This window comes from Cyanobacterium sp. Dongsha4 (assembly GCF_036345015.1).
Classification (GTDB): Bacteria; Cyanobacteriota; Cyanobacteriia; order Cyanobacteriales; family Cyanobacteriaceae; genus PCC-10605.
In genome coordinates this window covers 1,932,611-1,953,304 of sequence record NZ_CP084098.1, presented here as the reverse complement: position 1 = coordinate 1,953,304, position 20,694 = coordinate 1,932,611, and the positions used below count along the sequence as shown (strand labels likewise).

The 20,694-nt window shown below is 31.5% G+C and carries 18 protein-coding genes; 14 read left to right on the top strand and 4 right to left on the bottom strand.

Annotated features, from left to right (window positions below; genetic code table 11):
- Positions 1-143: 143 nt before the first annotated feature.
- The 3 genes from Dongsha4_RS08395 (at position 144) to lpxC (ending at position 3,102) form a co-directional block, all read left to right on the top strand.
- Positions 144-1,079 (top strand): hypothetical protein, encoded by a 936-nt coding sequence (locus Dongsha4_RS08395; RefSeq protein WP_330205222.1) that lies wholly within the window; start codon positions 144-146, stop codon positions 1,077-1,079.
- 25 nt (positions 1,080-1,104) lie between these two features.
- Positions 1,105-2,181: an ADP-ribosylglycohydrolase family protein gene (locus Dongsha4_RS08390; protein ID WP_330205221.1), complete on the top strand. Its 1,077-nt coding sequence runs from the start codon at positions 1,105-1,107 to the stop codon at positions 2,179-2,181.
- 102 nt (positions 2,182-2,283) lie between these two features.
- Positions 2,284-3,102 (top strand): UDP-3-O-acyl-N-acetylglucosamine deacetylase, encoded by an 819-nt coding sequence (gene lpxC / locus Dongsha4_RS08385; protein ID WP_330205220.1) that lies wholly within the window; start codon positions 2,284-2,286, stop codon positions 3,100-3,102.
- Here the strand turns inward: lpxC and Dongsha4_RS08380 are convergent.
- Genes Dongsha4_RS08380 through Dongsha4_RS08370 form a run of 3 tightly spaced genes read right to left on the bottom strand, consistent with a single transcriptional unit; the run spans position 3,045 to position 8,308 of the window.
- On the bottom strand, positions 3,045-6,683 hold the full coding sequence (locus Dongsha4_RS08380; protein WP_330205219.1) for a glycosyltransferase: 3,639 nt from the start codon (positions 6,681-6,683) through the stop codon (positions 3,045-3,047). The genes lpxC and Dongsha4_RS08380 overlap by 58 nt on opposite strands.
- 24 nt (positions 6,684-6,707) lie before the next feature.
- Positions 6,708-7,040 carry a DUF565 domain-containing protein gene (locus tag Dongsha4_RS08375; protein WP_330205218.1) on the bottom strand — a complete coding sequence of 111 codons (333 nt, stop codon included), beginning with the start codon at positions 7,038-7,040 and terminating at the stop codon, positions 6,708-6,710.
- Positions 7,041-7,093: 53 nt separating this feature from the next.
- On the bottom strand, positions 7,094-8,308 hold the full coding sequence (locus Dongsha4_RS08370) for a lipid-A-disaccharide synthase-related protein (protein WP_330205217.1): 1,215 nt from the start codon (positions 8,306-8,308) through the stop codon (positions 7,094-7,096).
- Between the two features lie 418 nt (positions 8,309-8,726).
- On the opposite strand from Dongsha4_RS08370, the gene Dongsha4_RS08365 reads away from it, so the two are divergent.
- The 10 genes from Dongsha4_RS08365 to Dongsha4_RS08320 all read left to right on the top strand — a co-directional run bounded on the left by Dongsha4_RS08365 (position 8,727) and on the right by Dongsha4_RS08320 (position 16,821).
- Positions 8,727-9,161 carry a bacteriohemerythrin gene (locus Dongsha4_RS08365; protein ID WP_330205216.1) on the top strand — a complete coding sequence of 145 codons (435 nt, stop codon included), beginning with the start codon at positions 8,727-8,729 and terminating at the stop codon, positions 9,159-9,161.
- Positions 9,162-9,187: 26 nt separating this feature from the next.
- Positions 9,188-9,997, top strand: a complete 810-nt coding sequence (locus tag Dongsha4_RS08360; RefSeq protein ID WP_330205215.1) for a hypothetical protein — start codon at positions 9,188-9,190, stop codon at positions 9,995-9,997.
- An 81-nt stretch (positions 9,998-10,078) separates the two neighbouring features.
- Entirely contained in the window at positions 10,079-10,465 is a 387-nt protein-coding gene (locus Dongsha4_RS08355) for a DUF4346 domain-containing protein (RefSeq protein ID WP_330205214.1), read from the top strand.
- 119 nt (positions 10,466-10,584) lie between these two features.
- Positions 10,585-11,172, top strand: a complete 588-nt coding sequence (locus Dongsha4_RS08350) for a hypothetical protein (protein ID WP_330205213.1) — start codon at positions 10,585-10,587, stop codon at positions 11,170-11,172.
- Between the two features lie 121 nt (positions 11,173-11,293).
- Positions 11,294-11,707, top strand: a complete 414-nt coding sequence (locus Dongsha4_RS08345; protein ID WP_015218189.1) for a hypothetical protein — start codon at positions 11,294-11,296, stop codon at positions 11,705-11,707.
- Positions 11,708-11,870: 163 nt separating this feature from the next.
- Complete coding sequence (locus tag Dongsha4_RS08340) at positions 11,871-12,356, top strand: allophycocyanin subunit alpha-B (protein ID WP_330205212.1); 486 nt, start codon at positions 11,871-11,873, stop codon at positions 12,354-12,356.
- Between the two features lie 168 nt (positions 12,357-12,524).
- Positions 12,525-13,088, top strand: a complete 564-nt coding sequence (locus Dongsha4_RS08335; protein WP_330205211.1) for a hypothetical protein — start codon at positions 12,525-12,527, stop codon at positions 13,086-13,088.
- A gap of 307 nt (positions 13,089-13,395) precedes the next feature.
- A complete protein-coding gene (locus tag Dongsha4_RS08330) occupies positions 13,396-13,863 on the top strand; it encodes a hypothetical protein (RefSeq protein ID WP_330205210.1) in 468 nt (155 codons plus the stop codon).
- 59 nt (positions 13,864-13,922) lie between these two features.
- Entirely contained in the window at positions 13,923-15,467 is a 1,545-nt protein-coding gene (locus Dongsha4_RS08325; protein ID WP_330205209.1) for a serine/threonine-protein kinase, read from the top strand.
- A gap of 169 nt (positions 15,468-15,636) precedes the next feature.
- Positions 15,637-16,821 carry an aldo/keto reductase gene (locus Dongsha4_RS08320; protein ID WP_330205208.1) on the top strand — a complete coding sequence of 395 codons (1,185 nt, stop codon included), beginning with the start codon at positions 15,637-15,639 and terminating at the stop codon, positions 16,819-16,821.
- A 141-nt stretch (positions 16,822-16,962) separates the two neighbouring features.
- On the opposite strand, the gene Dongsha4_RS08315 is transcribed toward Dongsha4_RS08320, so the two are convergent.
- Positions 16,963-18,105 (bottom strand): anhydro-N-acetylmuramic acid kinase, encoded by a 1,143-nt coding sequence (locus tag Dongsha4_RS08315; RefSeq protein WP_330205207.1) that lies wholly within the window; start codon positions 18,103-18,105, stop codon positions 16,963-16,965.
- A gap of 410 nt (positions 18,106-18,515) precedes the next feature.
- On the opposite strand from Dongsha4_RS08315, the gene Dongsha4_RS08310 reads away from it, so the two are divergent.
- A complete protein-coding gene (locus Dongsha4_RS08310; protein ID WP_330205206.1) occupies positions 18,516-20,510 on the top strand; it encodes a DUF262 domain-containing protein in 1,995 nt (664 codons plus the stop codon).
- Positions 20,511-20,694: the final 184 nt, after the last annotated feature.

Below are 20,694 nucleotides of genomic sequence, written 5' to 3'. Positions count from 1 at the left end.
TATTTATTCTTCTAAAAAAAATATTATTTATCCCTTGGACAAACGATGTATAATGATAGACCCATTGGCAATAAGGTACTAATAAAGTACTAAAAAAACTTAGCTAAAGAAGAATTATGAGTAAATTGAGAGGCAATAATGTAATGAATAATAGTGTAAAATTAAGAAGTTATTACCGTAATAATATAGAGGCGTGCTGCGTAGCAGATTCTTCTGGGATAGCTCTTCTTTATAATAGTGCAGAAGAAAATCAAGATGAGTTATTTTGGGAAGAAATAAAAGAGCCTTTTAGATCAATTTTAGAAGAATGTTATTGCATCAGTGAGGAAGGAAAATATAATCAATTAGAGCAAATTACTAATAGTATTAAATATAATCGTATTAGCTATATAAAATTAGGAGTACAACTTTATCAAGTAAAATATTATCGTTTATATAAAAATAAGTATAAATCCTTTAAAGACTACTGTGAGCAAGGAGTTTATTATCCTGTTTGGAGAGCAAATCAAGTAATTGCTTCAGCAGGTGTTGCTATTAAACTAATAAAATCAGGATTCAATATTATTCCACAAAATGAAACTCAAGCTCGTTTGTTAATTAAGCTAAAAGAAGAAGAATTATTAGCAAAATGGCAAGAAGTTTTAGATACTTATGCCCCTCATAAAATTACAGCAAATCGTATTGAAGCTATTGTTTTTGGCATAAATAAAAGAACAAAAGGTACTTTAAGATTACCAGTAAAAGTTATTCAAGAAATAGAAAATAAAGCCCTAGAAAGTGGAATGTCCACAGGAGAATTAATTACTAAAATTATTCAGGGGGAGTTGACAATTAATAGTGATGGTACTATGGAAAAAATGACTAAAGAAAAAGATGAAATAATAGAAAATCCTAGTCCAGAAAGTATTAAAAGATGGGAAAAAGATCTAAATCAATTAGCATTTCAAGAGAGAAATAGATTAGATGATTTCACAGAAGAATTAGCCGAAGAATTGAAAAATACTGTGTTAGATTTAAAGCAAGTAATCAAAAAATGCTTTATGAAATCGTTTTTATCTCCTTGTATGATAGAAAATTAAACTTTACGTTGTTGAGGAGTAATAAGTGGTAAGTAATAACGACATATCATCTTTATTAGGTATATTAATTGGTACAGCAATAGGTGATTCAGTGGGTTTACCGGCAGAAGGTATTTCTCGACAACGTAATCACAAAATCTTTAGGCATCAATGGCATCAGAGACTTTTATGGCGTTATGGCATGATTAGTGATGATACCGAGCATACTATATTTGTCGCTCAATGCCTAATTGCTCATCCTAATTCTCCAGAAAAATACGTTAGGCGATTAGCATGGTGTTTAAAATGGTGGCTACTATCTTTACCAGCAGGGGTTGGATTAGCTACCCTCAAATCCATTATTAAACTTTGGTTAGGATTTAATCCCCGTTGTAGTGGTGTTGATTCGGCGGGTAATGGAGCAGTGATGAAAAGTGCAATTATAGGAGCTTTTTTTGCTCACAACCAAGATAAATTAAGAGAATATGTTTGTTTATCTACTAGAATAACCCATTCTGATCCTCGTGCTTTAATAGGAGCAGATGCGATCGCATCCTTGACAGCATGGATAATTCGGGATAGATTTACTCAGCCTCCTCAGATAGAAACATTGTCAACTTTTTTGAAACAAATAGGGAATAAGAATAGAGAATGGATACTATTAGTTGACACAATTACAGAAAGTTTAAAAGAAGATTTATCAGTATTACAATTTGCTGAAAAAATCGGGCAAAAAAAAGGTGTTTCAGGTTATGTATATCATACTGTGCCTGTGGTTATCTTTACTTGGTATCGCCATTTTGGCAATTTTCCTCAAGCATTATCAGCTATTTATGACTGTGGAGGAGATACGGATACCACTGGTGCAATTTTAGGGGCATTAATGGGGGCAACAGTAGGTTTGAAAGGAATTCCAGAAGATTGGATCAATAATTTAAGAGATTATCCCAGAAACATCGAACTTTTGCACAAAATTGCTCAAAAATTGTCAAATACGATTCATAATAACTATCAACCCAGTCAGCCCATCTTTTATGGTTGGTGGTGGGTATTACCTCGAAATATTATTTTTCTCTTGATTGTTTTATGTCATGGTTTTCGTCGTCTTTTCCCTCCTTATTAAATAACAGGTGGGGAGAAAGGGAGAAAATGAGAGTGAGAGAGTATTAGAGGGAAATCAACTATAAACTAAAATTTATTCATCATTAACTATTTACTACTAACTATGTTTAAACCATTTACTTTATCTGGCGTTGGGCTTCATTCAGGAGAAGTTACCACAGTCAAAATATCCCCTGTGGATAGAGAAGAAGGGCGTTTTTTTGTGAGGGTAGATTTACCAAACCAACCAGTTATTAAAGCCTCGATAGAATCGGTTTCTCCTACTATGTTATCTACAGAGTTAACCAATGGAGATGTCAAAATTCGCACAGTTGAACATTTATTAGCGGCGTTATGGGGATGCGGTATAGAAGGGGCAAGAATTGAAATTGATGGTAGTGAAGTTCCTTTGTTAGATGGTTCAGCACAAGAATGGGTAAAACATATCGAATTAAAAGATGATAATAAAGTATTTTATTCTTCTGAGAGAGAAATTGATGAAGCAATTTGGGTAAGAAAAGATGATGCGTTTTGTGTGGCTTTTCCTTCCCCTGAGATGAAATTTAGTTGTGGGGTTGACTATCCCTATCCAGTATTGCAAAATTTATGGTATAGTTGGTATCCTCAAAGAGAAACTTTCCAAGATGCGATCGCACCTGCAAGAACATTTGGGTTCGCAGATCAAATTGAGATGTTAAAATCAAAAGGTTTAATCAAGGGAGGTAGTTTAGAAAATGCCCTTGTGTGTGATTACAATGGTTGGTTAAATCCACCACTTAGGTTTGAAAATGAAGCCGTTAGACACAAATTATTAGACTTTATTGGCGATTTAAGTTTATTGGGAAATATCCCTAAAGGGCATTATTTAGCTTACAAAGCCAGTCATCAACTGCATACGGAATTAGTAAGGAGAATAGTAAACAAGTTTTCATATTCTTTATAGAGGTATTGATAATCATATTGACTAGCTAAAGCTAAAGCATTTTTGCCCATATTTTTCATATTTTGCTGATTTTCTACTTTTAAACACTCAGCAATTATTTGAGGATATAAACTTAAATTATCTTCAATTAAAGCATGAATGTCGTTTTTAACAGGGTAGCCTCTAAAAGCAATATTTGTTCCTAAAATAACTTGAGAAAAACTCATGGCTTCCATTATTTTTAATGATGAACCTGTACCGTGTTGCATTGGTGCAATAATTAAATTTGCCCGTTGATAAATAATATTTAATAAGTCTAAATCAACTTTTCCTAATGCAATAAAATTATTATTATTTTCAGGTTGACTGCAACTACCTATAACGATAAATTTACACTCAGGAAAATATTTTTCTTGGAGATATTGATGTGCGATCAATTTTATTTCTTTTACTGCTTCTAAATTAGGAAAATGACCACTACCAACAAATAAACAATAGTTTTCTTCTAGGAAAGGGTAATTATTTTTATGTTTTTCTACTTGAAAATCATCAGTAATTTCTTCTGTTTTATGTATCTGAACTGGATTAGGAATCACAACACTATTAATCTTAAATTGTTCTAAAAATTCTTTATCTTTCTCTGATACCGTAACTACTTGGTTGGCTTTCTTTAAGTTAACTATTTCTTCAGTTAAAAGAATATTATATAAGCTATTATTTTTTGATATTTGTTCACAGATAATATCATGGGCAGTAATAATTAATTTTACTTTTGCCTCTTGACATAATGGAGCTATTATACTACTCCAGAAAGGGTATTCTAAAATGACAATATCAGCCCAATTTAAGACTTTTTTTACTTGTTCTTCAAAAGCGCGATCGTATCTAAATTGATAATACATGGACAAACGCCAATCTTTCATAATACTATCAATATTTTCAGGGGAATAATGAGAATTATTTGGAGAATCATGAAGAGAATTGAAACTATAAAAATGCTCATAAATATGACTATAAATTTCTTTAACTAAAGATAAGTTATTAGAAGACTGTTCAAAAAAAGTATAACGGGTATTATCTAAAAATAAGTCTTTTTCTTTTCCCGTAGTAAATAACCAAATATTATGACCTTTCGCCCTCAAATAATCAATCAACAAACCGACTCTTTGACTTGCCCCGGCCTTCCTCTCCAAAATATCTTGCCAAGGATATAATATAGCAATTCTTTTCCCTAATTGACTATCATTAATTACTTTGTTTTCATCTACTTGAGTATTATTTTTTTCCCATAACAATTGTCTTAAAAGAGTTTCATATTTATCTCGATTGTTACCCCAGATAAAAGAATTTATCTTAGTTTTTTGCAAAGATTTTTCTTGAGAAATTAAAGGATAAATATTTGGTAAAACATACCCTTCTAATTGAGAGTGAATATTTAGGATTTTGTCTCGATAATACTCCTTTGTTGCCAGAATAGCTTTAACCTTACTGAATAATTTTAATTCTTGATTTAACTCCTGTATATCAACATTATTATGATTGTCAATTGCTGACTGATAAGCCATTAATTCCGCCACTTGACAGATAATATTAAGATCAGCTATTTTATGATCATTGAATATATTATTTAGCAGAATTTGACTAGCAATAGAATCTAAAATTATCCCATCTATATTTTGAAATGTATAATAGTTAACTAAATCATCATCTATATATAAACTATTTATATCTACTAAATATTTGGTGAAAGTATTTTCTTGATGATAAAGATTTCTTAAATATTTTTGCCTATCTAAATTATCTAAAAAATAAGGAACACTATTTTTATAAATATAAGAAATGTTGACTACATTATAATCAGATATATATTCATTAATAAGATTTTCAAATTTGCTTTTATCTAACTCACTCCGTAAAGAATAAACTATTACTGATAACCGACAATTACAAGAGGAAAGAAATTCTAAATTAGCTATTATTAACTGTTGATTTAACTCCAAATCTAGTAATTTATCACCATCAACTATTAGTACAAAATAAGACTGATGAATTAATGGCTTACTCTCAATTTCTGAAATAGTAAAAGTATTTCTCTCATCTTCTAATAATAAAGGGGATAATATTGTTTTAATCAAAATATCTATAGAGTTTTTCTTGCACCAACCAACACTGAATTTTTGTGCATTTTCCTGATAAATGGTTAAATTATTAATAATTTTAATAATTGCATCAGTAATGTGATGGGGAGAATCATAAATTACACCTCTATTCTCATCAATTTGCTCACTTAACCATGTATCTTTAGGTACTATTACTGGCTTTCCTGCCGCCAGTGATTCTGTTAAAACGCCAGAAGTTCGATAACGATAACTATAATTATCATAGGGAATAATCAACAAATCAGCACTATTTAAAAGTTGATAATAAGCAGAAGTTTTCAGAGGATTTTTAATAATTGTAACTTTGTCTTCAGGATAGCTTTCTAATATTAAGCGACTGGTAAGAATTTCTTGATCCTGATTATTAAAGTTAGATTGAATAGTGATTTTAAGTTTATTGTTAGATAAATAATCTAGCCATAAATTTTCGACAATTTCAGGTAAATATAAATATCCTTTTTCCCTTCTGGCATCCCCCAAAAATACTAAATGTATGGGAGAATTATTATCCTTTTCTACTATATTTTCTTTTAATATTTCTTGACGAAAAGGCACTGGAATTAATTTTAATTTAACAGGAGAAAGACTATTATAACGGTTAACTAACTCTTCTGTATCTGTATAAAATTCTATCTTATTTGGATATAATTTAGATTGATAAAATAATTCTAAACAAGATTTTATTCCTATTCCTCGAGCATTTTTCACTAAATCATCGTCAATATCTCGTCTTAACATGATATGATAGCGAGGATGAAAAAATACTTTTTGAGATTTTAATAAATGCAGTAAATCTTCTATTTGTTCAATACTAATGGTATGAATAAAAACCTGATCTTCAGAAGTTAATTTTAACTTTTCAATAGTTTTTTGCAGCGAACTAATAAAACTTTTACTATCTAAAAAAATAAGCCTAAATAGAGAATTAGTAATAATTTTTGTGATGATAGAAAAAATAAATTTTATTCCGCCGACACCAGTTTGTAATATTCCTAGGAAAGTATAATTAAATGGTATATTCTTCAGCAGTTTTAAATCTTCTTTTAGCCATTGATTAAGACGATAAAAACTTCCTTCTACTTTTTCTAAAAAAATACTTAATTTGGGTTTAGTTGTCTTTAATATAAAAATTCGATATTTAATTTTCTCTTTATAGCTATTAAATAAATTACCAAGACTAAAATTGAGAAAAAATTGATAAATAAATGCAATATATTTTTTAACTCCTGTTAGCTTTTGGGTTGAATTGTTAAACCAATCTACCTCAAACTCGGAAATTACCCTAATTCCTTTTGGATATAAAGAAGGAGGAAAATTACGATTGGCAATAATAATCACCTCAAAATCTAATTTTTGTAAAGATTCTGCTATAGAAAAACTACACTCATAATGATGTCCTTGTAAATCTTGTAAAGAATGATCGATAATTATAAATCGTTTCACTGGATTTCAAAATTTTTAGATATGTTAAGAAGCAAGAGTCATCGCACTTAAATATAAACCAAAGGCAAGACCTATTTTAAAAGAGTTTAGTAAATCCGCCCACATTATTTTATTTCTATTTTTATTACCCCCATAAACAATCATACTGGTAATCTCGGTGAAAAGTAAGTAAAGAGACGCCATTGGCACATCCCATTTTCCTGCTTGAGCTAAACTTGTGGAAAGAAGGTCAGAAGTAATATATCCTGATAAAAAACCAATAATAACAAATGATAGTTTTCGCCAAGGGTTATTTAAAAAACTTTTTATTTGATTAGTAAAATTATTAATAAGTAGGTTTAATCTCGTTTCCTGCATACTATTTTTTCTTCGTTTCTCTCTGCTTTTCCCTTACAAACAAAAATGACATCTTAATTTAGTGACACTAATTTTTCTATATGATACGCCATTTTTAAAGATGCACCTCGATCGCCTATTCTTTCTTTGCCATTTTTAACACATTTCTCTAAAAAATTGGAATTTTGTAATATTTCTTTAATTTTATCTGCCCCTTGTTCACATTTTTTTTCAATGTCTTTACTATCTTCTACGGTAATCACATTCAAACCAAGTAACCTCATTTGCGCCTCAGCAAAGCGATAAGTAAATTGAGGACCTTCTCCCGGAATTTGTATTACAGGTTTCCCTAAGCCAACAGCCTGTTCTACAGCAGTTCCAGCCATTCCTATTACTAGATTACATTGTAGTAAAATATCAGCAAAAGCATCATAATAAAGATGTATATTTATTTTTTTTCCGTTTATTTCTTTCCTCAAAATTCCTTGAGAATATTTCCAGTCTATTTGTAAAGCTAAATCTTTTAAATCATTCTCTTTAATAGTTGAAACTAAAGCCGTATAAAATTGCCATTTACCTCCATATTTTTTCACCAAGATTTCGCACACTTTTAATTCTAAAATTAAATTATTTAAGACTTCTGGAAATCTACTACCGGGTAATAAAGCTATCATCGGCAATTGGGGATTGATTGATAAATTCTTTGCAGAAGAATGTAAAGTATCCATAATGGGGTAGCCTTCACAAATAACATTTTTAAATCCTTGCTTTTTCAAATCATCACGGGTAAATTCATCTTTAGTAAATATCTGTAAACAACGGTTAGAATTTAGTATCAACGTAGTTAAGAAAGGTAATTTTAAACGGTTTTCATAATAGCTAGAATTAGCAACTAAAAAGGAAACAAATTTTTTACCTGTTAAATAAGCAAAAAAAAGAGGTACAATATCTCCAACTGCTACGCAAAAATTATAATCATTTTTAATTCTATTAATAGTTACTATTTGTTGAATAGTTAAAGTAATTAAACCCGAAGTTAAATCTTTTATAAAATTAATCGGGTTGAGATAAAAAATCCCTCCTGAAGGCATTTGTTGTAAAGGAGCAACAATAGGAATATTTTTGTTAAGATAAGACTTACCTTCTCCAACGATGGGAAAAGCATCTACCTGAAAATTTGGATTAAGAATTTTTAGTTTTTCTCCGATTAAACTAGAGTTTAAATCCTCTCCATGACCATTACTGATTAATAAAATTTTTTTATGTGGGCAGTTTTTATCGAAAACCATGATTAAAATTTATAAATTAAAAACACTATTAAAGACTATAAAATTAATAAACAATTTTAACCTATTGAGGAAAATTTAGAGATAAAGTTTAGCTAAATTACCTAAGTTTATCATCAGATGATTGAGAATATTAATAAAAATTAAGTATATTCACTGAAGTAGTAAAATACAATAGATTAGGAAAAATAAAAGTTAACTTTAGAAAAGAATAAAAGTGTTGTTTGAAAACTCAAATTATGACCTTATTCAACATATTCTTCAATATTTCATTATTGTTGAGTAATATTAAGATTATGGTGCTATTCTTGAATAGTAGAAGATAATAAAAGAAGACAAAAATATAAATTTATTTGGTGGTTAAGATTTATTTTGTCAATCATATACGACTCATGTTCTACAAAAAACAAGGAGGGAAATAATGAGCTTAATATTTGCCCAATGGAATCCAGAATATTATACAGGAAATAAAAAAGTAGATGAAGAACATAAACAGTTATTTGAGATAGTAAATGAATTACATGATGCCATGAAGAAAGGTCATGGTAAGGATGTTTTACAACAGACTTTAGATAAATTAATTAAATATACTATTCAGCATTTTACTGATGAAGAAATGTTTATGTTGTCTAAACGCTATCCACGTTACCAAGAACACAAAAAAATTCATCAAGAATTAACCCAAAAAGTGAAAGAGTTAAGAAGTAAATTTATAGCGGGAAATGTCAATATAAATATTGAGTTATTACATTTTCTGAATCAATGGTTGGCACACCACATTAAGGGAGAAGATTTTAAGTTATTTAAGTATATTAGAGAACAAGAAGAGTTAAAATCAAAATCATTGATTAATTAATCTAATTTCTTTATCAATTTAACTAAATGTCCTTAATATACCTTCAAGAATCGGATATTGAAGCTAGTTTTTTAATTGCTATTTATGCTTTAAATATGGGCAGTAATTTGGGCAAAAACTGTGATTTATCTTCTGTCGAGTCTATTCCTCTTAAAATTACCTTTTCTATGCTTAATTATTTGTCTATGGAAAGGGAAATTCATGATGAGTTTTATCAAAAAATACGTAATGAATATAATATTTACCCTGATAGTTTATCTCTGAGTGAAGGTGCGATCGCATTTTTTCCTTTATTCCTATTTTATTATGGAGATAATAGCAACTTAGATGAAAAATTAGAGTTGATAAAAAATGACTATTTTACCTCAAATACTAATCTTGATAGTTGGAAAATTTTAATTATAACTATTAATTTAATTTTACAGAAGCAACTAAAAATAGATAATATAGCATTGCAAATAGTTTCTTTTTTAGAAAAATATACTTTAGAAGAATTAGAAGCAATAAAAATAGTGGAGTATTTAATCAGAGAAAAAATCTATTTAACCGAAGCAGAAAAAATATTACAAGCAAAAATTGATAACCACGAATTAGGAATTTATCAAGCTCTCTATAGCTTTTTGTGCTTACCGAATAATATCCCTATGAGTTTATCAAGAAGCAAACAGTTTACACATAAACAAGAGACTACAAGAATTTTAACAGGATTTTTATTAGGTTTATATAACGGCTATTCTTCCATATATTCCTTTGTAAATTTTACCTATCAAGAAAAAGCATTTGAGCAAATAATTGATCAGTTTGTTGCCCAATGGCGAGGAAAGATAGCACAATAGAAAGAGTAAATCTATCACAAGATAATTAATTAAGTAAGAAACATTTTCTTGCTTAACCATGAAAAATTGCCACACTGAAATATGAGTACAACCTTATCTTCATCTTTGACAGAATTAGACAATCAGCTCTCTAACAGACATATTGACTTAGATCCCCAAGGATACTTTATCATTTATTTGAACAAGGATGCTGGATTAATCTGTGCTGAACACTACACAAATGCTATCAATGATCAAGGATTAGCAGTTGATCCAGATACAGGAGAAGTGATAGCCTGTAAGGGAGGAAAAGTAAGAAAGCCCACCACAACCTTTACGGGAAGAACAGCAAAAGAGATTTGCGTTAAATTATTGGAAGAAAATACTAATCCTCCTATCAGTATGTTAGACCATGCCGCCTATCTGGGCAGAGAATTTATGAGGGCAGAATACGCATTGCAAACGGGAAAAGAGTATATTCAAGATTAAATTAAATTCAGGTTAGATAGGCTTCTGGCTTACTCTAACTCTCTATACAGCCTAATCTATTACGACTGATTTCTCTAACTAAGTTAAAATGAAGTATTGTTCACTGCGTTCATGGTAATATGACATACACTACAGAAGAATTAATCCACTTTTTAGAATTAGAATTGAGAGCAACATGGGGTGGAAAAAGATTAATTTTTAATGCAGAAGAAAAGTTAGATAATCCTGTGGTTGCTAAAGCGGTGGATTTGGAAAAAATGAGTCGGGTGTTTGTGTTTCGAGATTTTAGGCAACAGATTCATGAGTATCAACAAAAACACCAAGTATCAGGAGTTGTATGGCGAAAAGTTACATTCAAAGATCAGACTATTAGTTTTCCCGAAATTCATAATCAATTAATTCCTATTGAGGGAGATAAGGAGATTTTAATTGATGCAAAATCCTCGGTGATCGAATTTTGGCAAAAAGTAACAGAGGGCTTAAAATATTATCTAAGTGGCGATCGCACTTCTCCTATTACAGAAAGTATTTTAGAAGAATTATATCAAGAAGCCCAATGGGCAGAAATAGACGCAGGAAAAGAAGAAGTATATCTAGGTTTATGTTGGGGAAATCCCAAAGAATATATATATAAATGGGCAAAACCAGAATCAGGATTTCATCGTATCATCGCCGCCGAAAATACCCCCAGCACAATTAATATTTAAAAAGATAAAGAATTATTAAACAAAGGTTAAGATGGTGTTTAATCTCGATCGTTATCCCCATAGTTATTAAGCAAAAAACTATCATAACGAGCATCATTATTAATACTGAGGAGGAAAATCCATGAACGCATCAGAAAAAGCTAAAGGATTAGAAACCACCAGCAAAATAGCATCCATCGTTAACCTATTTAAACAAAATTTCCCCGATGCCAAAGCTGACTTAAAACCTTGGCAAAATGACCCTGATACTATTAATTTAGTAGATCCAGACTCTATTGATATTGGTTTTCACTTTCCGGGATGGAGTCGTAGTTTACAAAGTAGAAGTATATTAGTTCAAATTAGGTTTCATCGAGACTCGGAAGAAGAAACTCATCATTTCATCGGCATTGAAACCGCAGGATTCACCCATGCAGGAGAAGTATGGCGACTTTCCACCATTGATAATTGGCAATTAGAAGGAAAATATCTTCCCACAGAAGAAATCACCAATAAACTGAAAGAATTTTGTCGTGGAGTCTTTCAACTTTTCTAACTCTTTCCTCTTACCTATCCCTCTGACACTACTTTTTTACCAACCCCTAACTATATTAAGATTTATGATCTTTTTCAACAAAATGTAACATTCCTTAAGTCAGAGAGAGAGTCCAAATTAGGTTAAACTAATCATATAAATCAAGAAAAATCCTTAATATAAAATGAGCATAGTTAGTCAAGTTATTCTCAAAGCAGATGATGAACTGCGTTATCCCAGTAGCGGTGAGTTACAAGGGATAAAATCCTTTTTAGATACAGGTTTACTCAGAGTCAAAATAGCTGAAACCTTATCGGAAAACGAGAAAAAAATTGTCGAAAAAGCCAGTCAGGAATTATTTAAAAAACGTCCTGATTTTCGTGCTCCAGGCGGTAATGCGGCAGGACAAAAACAATATAATCAGTGTATAAGAGATTTCGGTTGGTATTTACGTTTAGCAACCTACGGGGTTTTGGCAGGAGACAAAGAACCTATTGAGAAAATTGGCTTGATTGGTGCAAAAGAAATGTATAATTCCCTCGGTGTGCCTTTACCCGGAATGGTTGAATCTATTCGTTGTTTGAAAAACGCCGCTTTAGCCTTATTATCCAAAGAAGAAGCAGAAGAAACAGCCCCTTATTTTGACTATATGATTCAATATATGTCTTAAACTTTAGTCGGGTTGACTGTATTTTCTTACACTATAGAAATTATTTCATCTGATTAATATTTATATCGTCTTCTGTTAAAAATAGTTGATTGTTGTGGTTACTGGTTGATTTTTGATTAAAAACTTAATAAATACCTAATATTAATAAAAAAGTTTAATTTTCCTATTATGCCGAGAAAAAACAACTCTTTAGAAAAAGATGATTATAATTCTTGGCTTAACTCCAATTTACTCATTTCTCTTTGTCTTTTTCTCTGTACTTATATCGTTTTGGGATGGGCGATCGCATCTACTGCGGGGTTTTGGTTACTGCTTTTAAAACAACAAAATATTTCTATAACATTTTTAATTGAACAGGATTCTTTACTATTCGTCATTAAAATAATTGCTTTATTTGTTATTATTACAATTTCTCTTTTTTTAAGTACACCTGTTGCCTTAATAACCTTTGTTTTTGAAGAAAGTATTAACTCAGATATAAAAGCCTTTATTGCTATTCTATTTTGGTCAGTTTTATTAGTTTTTATTTTTTGTTCCTTTGAATATTTTGCCGATTTATTAGTTGTTACCGCAGTCAATATACTATTCCGTCTGGATTTACAAAAATTAAAATATCCCCGTTGGGTTGTTAGATTAATCATTTTCACCCTAGCTTTTCTCTCTTTCATGAGCGGAGTTTATCTTTTTGACCATTTCAACTCTAGTGACATTACAGATAGTTATCTTAATTAAGGATTATGGGCGAAGGGCAAACCCCCCTTTATCCCCCCTCTCGAGGGGGGAGGGCAAAAGTAATTAACAATCAGTAATTCCTAATAATGTACTTTAATTTAAGAATTAATTTCTTCCTAATACCCCAGTACCCCAAGTCCCCACTTCACCAACACCCTGACACCTGAAACCTGCAACCTCTTTTCCAACATCTAAATCAATAATTCCGTCTGTTCAAGATGTCCCATTCAAGGTAGGATAGAGAATGTGTGGCTCAAAATCACAAACTATCTTCTTATCTATCTCCCGAAATTAAAAAATCAATTTCATGACTCACACTTTTCTTTTAGAATCAGGCAGTTGGATAATAAAAGGTACATGGTTAGACAAAAATCAACAATCAAATCCATTTAAAGGTGCAATTATTATTAATTGGGAACAATCGAACTGGTTTTCAATGCAGATGAAAATAGTATTCCCGCAAAATGTACCTCAAAATGGGTCTTTTCAAAATCGTCCTGAAATTATCTTTGAGTATAAAGGATTAATACCATCAAACCGAAGCCGATATGCCTATGTTTTAAAAAGAAGTGACTTAGAAAAAATAGAGGGAGAAGGATGGATTAGTAATGATTCTATAATTCAAAGATATTGGGTATTAGGAAATACTCGCCGTTTAAACGGTTTTGAAACCTTTTTTTGTCTTGACGAAAATACATATCATTTAACCAGTGGTATGATGACTGGAAATAATCTCCTTTACACTTTTGAAGGAATATTAGACAGACACGGATAAAAAAAGTGATGATATAAGTCAAAATAAAAATAGATAAGATTCAGGACTAGAGTTCAATCATGAGTTTAGGGAAAAAAGAAGACCGTATATTAGGCGATCGTTATCAACTGATAGAGTTAGTCGGGTCTGGCGCAATGGGACAAGTATATCGTGCCGAGGATAAAGTCTTGGGTGGTGTCACCGTTGCTGTCAAATTTCTTTCTCAAACTCTCCTGAATGAAAAAATGAGACAACGTTTTGAAAGGGAAGCGACTATCAGCGCTTTATTGGGAGAAAAAAGTATTCATATTATCCGAGTCAGAGATTACGGAATTGACGAAAATGAAGTCCCTTACTACGTCATGGAATTTCTGGAAGGACAAAGTTTAAGTGATTTAATCAAATTTCAACCCCTAGAACTCAAAAGATTTCTGCACATCACCCGTCAAATTTGTGTAGGTATGGAAGCAGCCCATAGTGGGATTACCTTACACGGGGATTTATGTCAGGTTGTCCATAGAGATATAAAACCTAGTAATGTTTTGGTAATGCCTGATCCTACCGTCGGTGAGTTAGTGAAAATTCTTGATTTCGGTATTGCCAGATTAGTGCAAGAAAATGCCACTCAAACCCATTCTTTTATGGGAACTTTAGCTTATTGTTCTCCTGAACAAATGGAAGGGAAAAAACTGGATAATCGCTCTGATATTTATAGTTTAGGGGTAATGCTGTATGAAATGCTAACCCTAGAGATGCCGATTCTGCCTGAAACTTCTTCTTTTGGAGCATGGTATAAAGCTCATCATGATTTTGAACCTCGACCCTTTGAAGCCCATTTACCCATACCTTCAGACTTAAAAAACATCATTATGAAGTGTATGGCAAAATCACGGGATAATCGCCCTCAAACAGTAGCAGAGATATTAAAAGTTATTCAAAATGTAGAAATAGATCAACGTAATTCTGGCGCAAAGAAAACAAGCTACTCAGGGCAACCGACGATTGTTGCAGATATACCAAAACAAGAAGAAAAAACTACGATCGCACATCCTCATTCTCAAAATGATGCCACCCAAGTATCATCCCCATCAAAAAAAACCATTACTGATTTAACTTGGCCAAAAAACAAGCCCCTACAAAAAATCGTTTTCCCTCGCATTGTTAATACCGAAACGGAAACCTATCCCAGTTTATGGGTTATGTTAGACAAGCAAGACATTCTCAACCGTATAGTTAGTATCCGTTATAATCAATTTCTCTTTTTAAGCTCTCCCCATCCGATGATATTATGGATTACTGTCATTTATAATCCTACTTATGGAGCGAGATGGCTACCCTGTTATTTAGACTTGAAAAGTGAGACATCAAAACAAGTAGTTGCCTCTTTAGCTGGTACAGGCAGTTATAAAATTCTCTTTTTTGCTTTAGAAGAACCCCAAAAATGTCAACATAGTATGGTTTCAACTATTGCCTCCAATCAATGTAAAATCATGCAAGAATGGATTAAAAACAGTACACACTATACCAGTACAGGAGATGCAAGAGTTAGTAAAAAAAGATTAAAAGATGAATTTGAGCGTCTAAAACCAAAAATTTTAAGTAAGTTATCAGAAAGCTATAAGTAATTAACAATTAGTGGTATAGATGTTTCAGGTTTCAGGTGGTAGGGTTTGAATACATTTAACCCTTACGGTGTGGGGGGAAAACTAATTTATTACCTTTACCTATTGCCCTTTTAACTTTGCAATCCCAAACTTAAGTAAATATAGCGTAAAAAAAATTTGAAGATTAAATATGCAATATCGTCGATTTGGTAGAACAGATTTACAAATGCCCGTATTTTCTTGTGGTGGAATGCGTTATCAATATAAATGGCAAGATTTACCCTTTACAGAAATTCCTCAAGATAATCAGAGAAATTTAGAAGCTACCATTCGCAAAAGTTTGGAAGTGGGTATTAATCACATTGAAACTGCGAGGTTTTATGGTTCGTCAGAAATGCAGTTGGGTAAAATTTTACCGACTTTGCCAAGGGAGAAGTTAATTGTACAAACAAAAGTTCCTCCAGAAGAAGATAGTAAAAAATTTCTCGCCACTTTTGAAAAGTCTTTAAATTATTTACAATTAGATTACGTTGATTTATTAGGCATTCACGGTATTAACACCCCTGAGTTGTTGGAATACACTATTCGCCCCGGAGGATGTTTAGATGTTGCTAGGAAACTACAGGCAGAGGGAAAAGTTAGGTATATTGGTTTTTCTACTCATGGGGCTACGGATTTAATTATCAAGACGATTGAAACTAATCAATTTGACTACGTTAACTTACATTGGTACTGGATTTATCAAAAAAACTGGGATGCGATCGCATTTGCAACCCGTCATGATATGGGTGTATTTATAATTAGTCCTTCCAATAAAGGGGGAATGCTATATCAACCATCGCAAAAATTAGTAGATTTATGTCAGCCTTTAAGTCCTATCATTTTTAATAATCTTTTCTGCTTATCTCATCCACAAGTACATACTCTTAGTGTGGGTGCAGATAAACCCAGTGATTTTGATGAACATTTGAAAACCCTACCTCTGTTATCCAAAGCCGAGGAATTTTTACCCCCAATTATTGAGCGTTTAGAAAATGAAGCCAAACGAGTTTTAGGGGAAGAATGGCTAAACACATGGGAGAAAGGTTTGCCGAATTATGAAGAGACACCGGGTAATATCAATATTCCAACGATTTTATGGCTACGTAATTTAGCCCTCGCTTATGATTTAGTCGAATACGGCAAAATGCGTTATAACCTTCTGGGTAATGGTGGGCATTGGTTTCCGGGGCAAAAAGCCGATAAATTAAGAGATTTCGATTTAACTAATTGCTTGAAAAATAGTCCTCACCAAGATAAAATTCCCCAATTTTTGGCACAAACAGAATCGTTACTTGGAGGGCAAGAAGTTAAAAGATTATCTCAAACCAATTAGGGGTTGATAAAAAAGTGATGTTAGGAAAGTAATAAGAAATATGTGTAATATTTTCATTGACAATTGACTGTTTGTTTCCCCTCTCCTCTTAAAAGGGGAGATACAGAGGGGTTTCTCTATTTCTCACCTTAACTGATAATTTTATCTCTGACTGAGGTAATACTGTCCTAAAATAACCTCTTTTGTTGCCCCTGTCACCTGTGGTAGATTACCCGGAAAGTTGTTAATATGCCAATAGGCTAAAATTGCAAATGCGATCGCTTCTTTAAATTCACTACTAATACCTAAATCATCACTATTGAGAAGACGGGAATGGGGCAAATGTGCCTGTAATCTCTCCTTTAAGTAACTATTGCGACTTCCTCCTCCTGCTAAAACTACTTCATGGGGGGGAGATGGCAAAAAACGATGGTAACTATCGGCAATGGAAGCAACGGTTAATTCTGTGAGAGTAGCAAGACAATCCGCCGAAGAAAGATTATAAGTCTGAGCATCTTTTAGACATTGTTGAAGGTAATGAGGACTAAAAAGCTCTCTGCCTGTGGATTTTGGTGGTTTTTGCTTGAAAAAGTCTTGATTTAACCATTTTTTGACTAAGGCTTGACAGGGCTTTCCTTGACGACTCCATTCACCATTAAAATCAAATTTTTGTTGATTATTGGTTAATTCTTGCACCGCTAAATCGATTAAAACATTTCCGGGGCCTGTATCCCAACCCATAATTTTCTCTTGCCATTGGGGTGTATGACTCGATGGAAGATAAGTAGCGTTACCAATACCGCCAATATTTTGTAAACAACGATGATGATGGGGATGACGATATAAACATACATCTATTTTTGAGACTAAGGGCGCCCCTTGCCCTCCCAAGGCGATGTCAGCCACTCTAAAGTTACTTACCGTATTAATACCTGTTAAGTAAGAGATTAAATCCCCCCTTCCTAACTGTAGGGTGTAGCCTAACTGATTTTTTTGTGGTGGTTGGTGATATACTGTTTGACCATGAGAACCGATTAGATCAACTTTTAAATTATCTGGAATTATATTTGTAACTGCTTGTGAAAATTCAGATGCGATCGCATTATCTAGTTTGCTAAGTTCTTCCATTGATAGACATTTACCCGCACAAACCTGCAAAATTTCCTCTCTCAAGGAGGGAGAATAAGAAAAAGTTTGACCTACTAATAAATCTACTTTTAAATCTAGTCCTTGTCCTTCAATATTAACAATAGCGGCATCAATTCCATCTACAGAAGTGCCACTCATTAAGCCAATTATAATCATTAATTTTATTTACGAGGTTAACTACTAATTTATTTAATTTTATATAAACTCTAGGTAATTTAAGATTATACTATCATATTTAATAATTTTATATTTTTAGTTTAATTGAGATATTTTATTAGTCTTTAAAAAGAGATATTTTATTATTTCAATTAATTATTTCCTATCTTTTATATCCCTCATCAAATAATATCTTTGTCTTGATATTTATGAAAATATAACTATAATAATTATAAATAATTAGTAATAAATAAATTATTAGGAAAAGCCTTGCAGATATTACTACTATTACTTACAGCTTATTACTTATTTTCTGTTCAAGTGCATTTTTTTGACATTAATGATTCGTTATTGCTATATAGATAAAACATGATACAATTATTGCAAGAAAACCATAAGAATCAAACACAATGCAAGCAGGAGAAACCACATTAAAAGAAATCATACAAGGTGAAAAACAATACATTGTACCCTTGTTTCAACGCTCTTATAGTTGGGGTAAATCTCAATGGGAACAACTATGGAGTGATATTGTAGAATTATTAGAAAATGAATCTAATTCCCCTCATTTTTTCGGTTCAATTGTCACAATGCAAATGGAATTTCTTCCCGAAGAAGTTAGCAAATTTTTATTAATAGATGGACAACAAAGATTAACAACTATATTAATACTTTTAGCAACCATTAGAGATCAAGCAAAAATAATTCATAATCCAAAATTGTTTAAAGAAATTAATGATAAATATTTGATTAATGCCTATGATGAAGGAGAAAATTTTTATAAACTTTTACCCACACAAATAGATAGACAATCTTTTTATCAAATTATTAATGAAGAATATAATCATATCAAACAACAAAAAAATCTCATAGCTGAATGTTATCAATTTTTTACTCGTAAAATTAAACGGTTTCCCGGAACTGAATACAAAAAATTAATTAATATTATCGGTGGCTATTTAATCGTTATAAGTATTGTTTTAAGTAAAGATGATAACCCCTATTTAGTCTTTGAAAGTTTGAACGCAAAAGGGCAACCTTTAACCCAAGCAGATTTAATTCGCAATTATTTATTCATGGGTATTCAAGGAGAAAAACAAGATAAAATGTATCAACAATATTGGTTGCCTATGGAAAACTTATTACAAGATAATCTCACGGATTTTCTTAGATACTATCTCACAAAAAAAGGCAAAGATGTAAAAAAGAATCAAGTTTATTTTGAATTAAAAGAACAAACCATAAAAAATAATGTTAGTGATTATTTAAAAGATATTTATAAATTTGCTAATTACTATTCAAGATTTCTTAATCCTAACCAAGAAAAGAATATTAAAGTTAGAAAATATTTAACGAGAATTAAAAGTTTGGATATAAAAACAGTTTATCCTTTTTTATTGAATTGTTATGATGATTGGCAAACCAATAAGTTAAGCGAAACAGAATTTATTGATGTATGTAAAATTATAGAGAATTTCATTATCAGAAGATTTGTATGTAATGTGCAAACTAGAGGATTAAATCGGATTTTTGCTCTTTTATATACTCAAGTAAGTAAAAATATTGACCTAGAAAATATCAATTTTTTAGATGAATTAAAACGACATTTACAAACCCAAGATTATCCTCAAGACGAAGAATTTAGAGAGAAAATAAAACAAGTAAAACTATATGGTAGTAATCGCACAGAAAAAGCTCGATTAATTTTAGAATCGATGGAAGAATCTTTTGGACATAAAGAGAAAGTATCTTTTGAGAATTTAACAATTGAACATATTATGCCTCAGAGATTAAATGAATGGTGGAAAAATCATTTAGGAGAAGATTACGAAATAACCCACGAATTATTATTACATTCCCTAGGAAATTTAACTTTAACTGCTTATAATTCTGAATTATCCAATGATAGTTTTATCAATAAACAAAAAGAATTAAAAAATAGTCACTTAGAAATTAATAAATATTTTCAAAATGTTAACCAATGGCGTAGGGAAGAAATTGAAAATCGGGCAGAAAAATTAGCTGATATGGCTTTAACAATATGGAGTTATTTTGGTGATAAAAATTATAAAAGTCAAAACAGAAGAAAGGGTGTGACTGGCACTACTCCCAGAAATTTAAAAATGTTTGATGAGGAATATTCTGTTAAAACTTGGCGAGACGTTTTAGAAACAACTTTAAATATCATCTCTGAGCTAGAAGCGGATAAATTTGAAGAAATAATATTAACTTTTCCTCGCTTTCTATCTAAAAATAGAGGAGATTTAAGAGTAACTCGTCAGCTTAAAAATGGTATTTTTATAGAAGTACAATTATCCGCCCAAGACATTTATTCTTTTTGTCAAAAAATTCTTGAAACCTGTGATTTATCCAATGAAGATTGGCAAGTAATTATTGAGGAGTAACATAAAATTAAAATTAATGGCAGTGAGTGAAAGGAAAAGTAATAGGGGATTAGGGGATTGGGGTATTAAGGAGAGATTTGTTCGAGTTTAGGGGTTAGGGATTATTCATCCCAACACTATTTATCTTTGCCCCTCTCCCCTTAAAGGGGGAGACATAGAGGAGTTTGCCCTTTCAACTTTGCCC

Bases quoted from the DNA above. Each gene is read 5' to 3' on its own strand.
- Dongsha4_RS08310 (WP_330205206.1), top strand. From the start codon at position 18,516: ATGCAAGCAGGAGAAACCACATTAAAAGAAATCATACAAGGTGAAAAA.
- Dongsha4_RS08320 (WP_330205208.1), top strand. From the start codon at position 15,637: ATGCAATATCGTCGATTTGGTAGAACAGATTTACAAATGCCCGTATTT.
- Dongsha4_RS08395 (WP_330205222.1), top strand. From the start codon at position 144: ATGAATAATAGTGTAAAATTAAGAAGTTATTACCGTAATAATATAGAG.
- Dongsha4_RS08370 (WP_330205217.1), bottom strand. From the start codon at position 8,308: ATGGTTTTCGATAAAAACTGCCCACATAAAAAAATTTTATTAATCAGT.
- Dongsha4_RS08340 (WP_330205212.1), top strand. From the start codon at position 11,871: ATGAGCATAGTTAGTCAAGTTATTCTCAAAGCAGATGATGAACTGCGT.
- Dongsha4_RS08335 (WP_330205211.1), top strand. From the start codon at position 12,525: ATGCCGAGAAAAAACAACTCTTTAGAAAAAGATGATTATAATTCTTGG.
- Dongsha4_RS08325 (WP_330205209.1), top strand. From the start codon at position 13,923: ATGAGTTTAGGGAAAAAAGAAGACCGTATATTAGGCGATCGTTATCAA.
- Dongsha4_RS08375 (WP_330205218.1), bottom strand. From the start codon at position 7,040: ATGCAGGAAACGAGATTAAACCTACTTATTAATAATTTTACTAATCAA.
- lpxC (WP_330205220.1), top strand. From the start codon at position 2,284: ATGTTTAAACCATTTACTTTATCTGGCGTTGGGCTTCATTCAGGAGAA.
- Dongsha4_RS08355 (WP_330205214.1), top strand. From the start codon at position 10,079: ATGAGTACAACCTTATCTTCATCTTTGACAGAATTAGACAATCAGCTC.
- Dongsha4_RS08345 (WP_015218189.1), top strand. From the start codon at position 11,294: ATGAACGCATCAGAAAAAGCTAAAGGATTAGAAACCACCAGCAAAATA.
- Dongsha4_RS08315 (WP_330205207.1), bottom strand. From the start codon at position 18,105: ATGATTATAATTGGCTTAATGAGTGGCACTTCTGTAGATGGAATTGAT.
- Dongsha4_RS08365 (WP_330205216.1), top strand. From the start codon at position 8,727: ATGAGCTTAATATTTGCCCAATGGAATCCAGAATATTATACAGGAAAT.
- Dongsha4_RS08350 (WP_330205213.1), top strand. From the start codon at position 10,585: ATGACATACACTACAGAAGAATTAATCCACTTTTTAGAATTAGAATTG.
- Dongsha4_RS08360 (WP_330205215.1), top strand. From the start codon at position 9,188: ATGTCCTTAATATACCTTCAAGAATCGGATATTGAAGCTAGTTTTTTA.
- Dongsha4_RS08330 (WP_330205210.1), top strand. From the start codon at position 13,396: ATGACTCACACTTTTCTTTTAGAATCAGGCAGTTGGATAATAAAAGGT.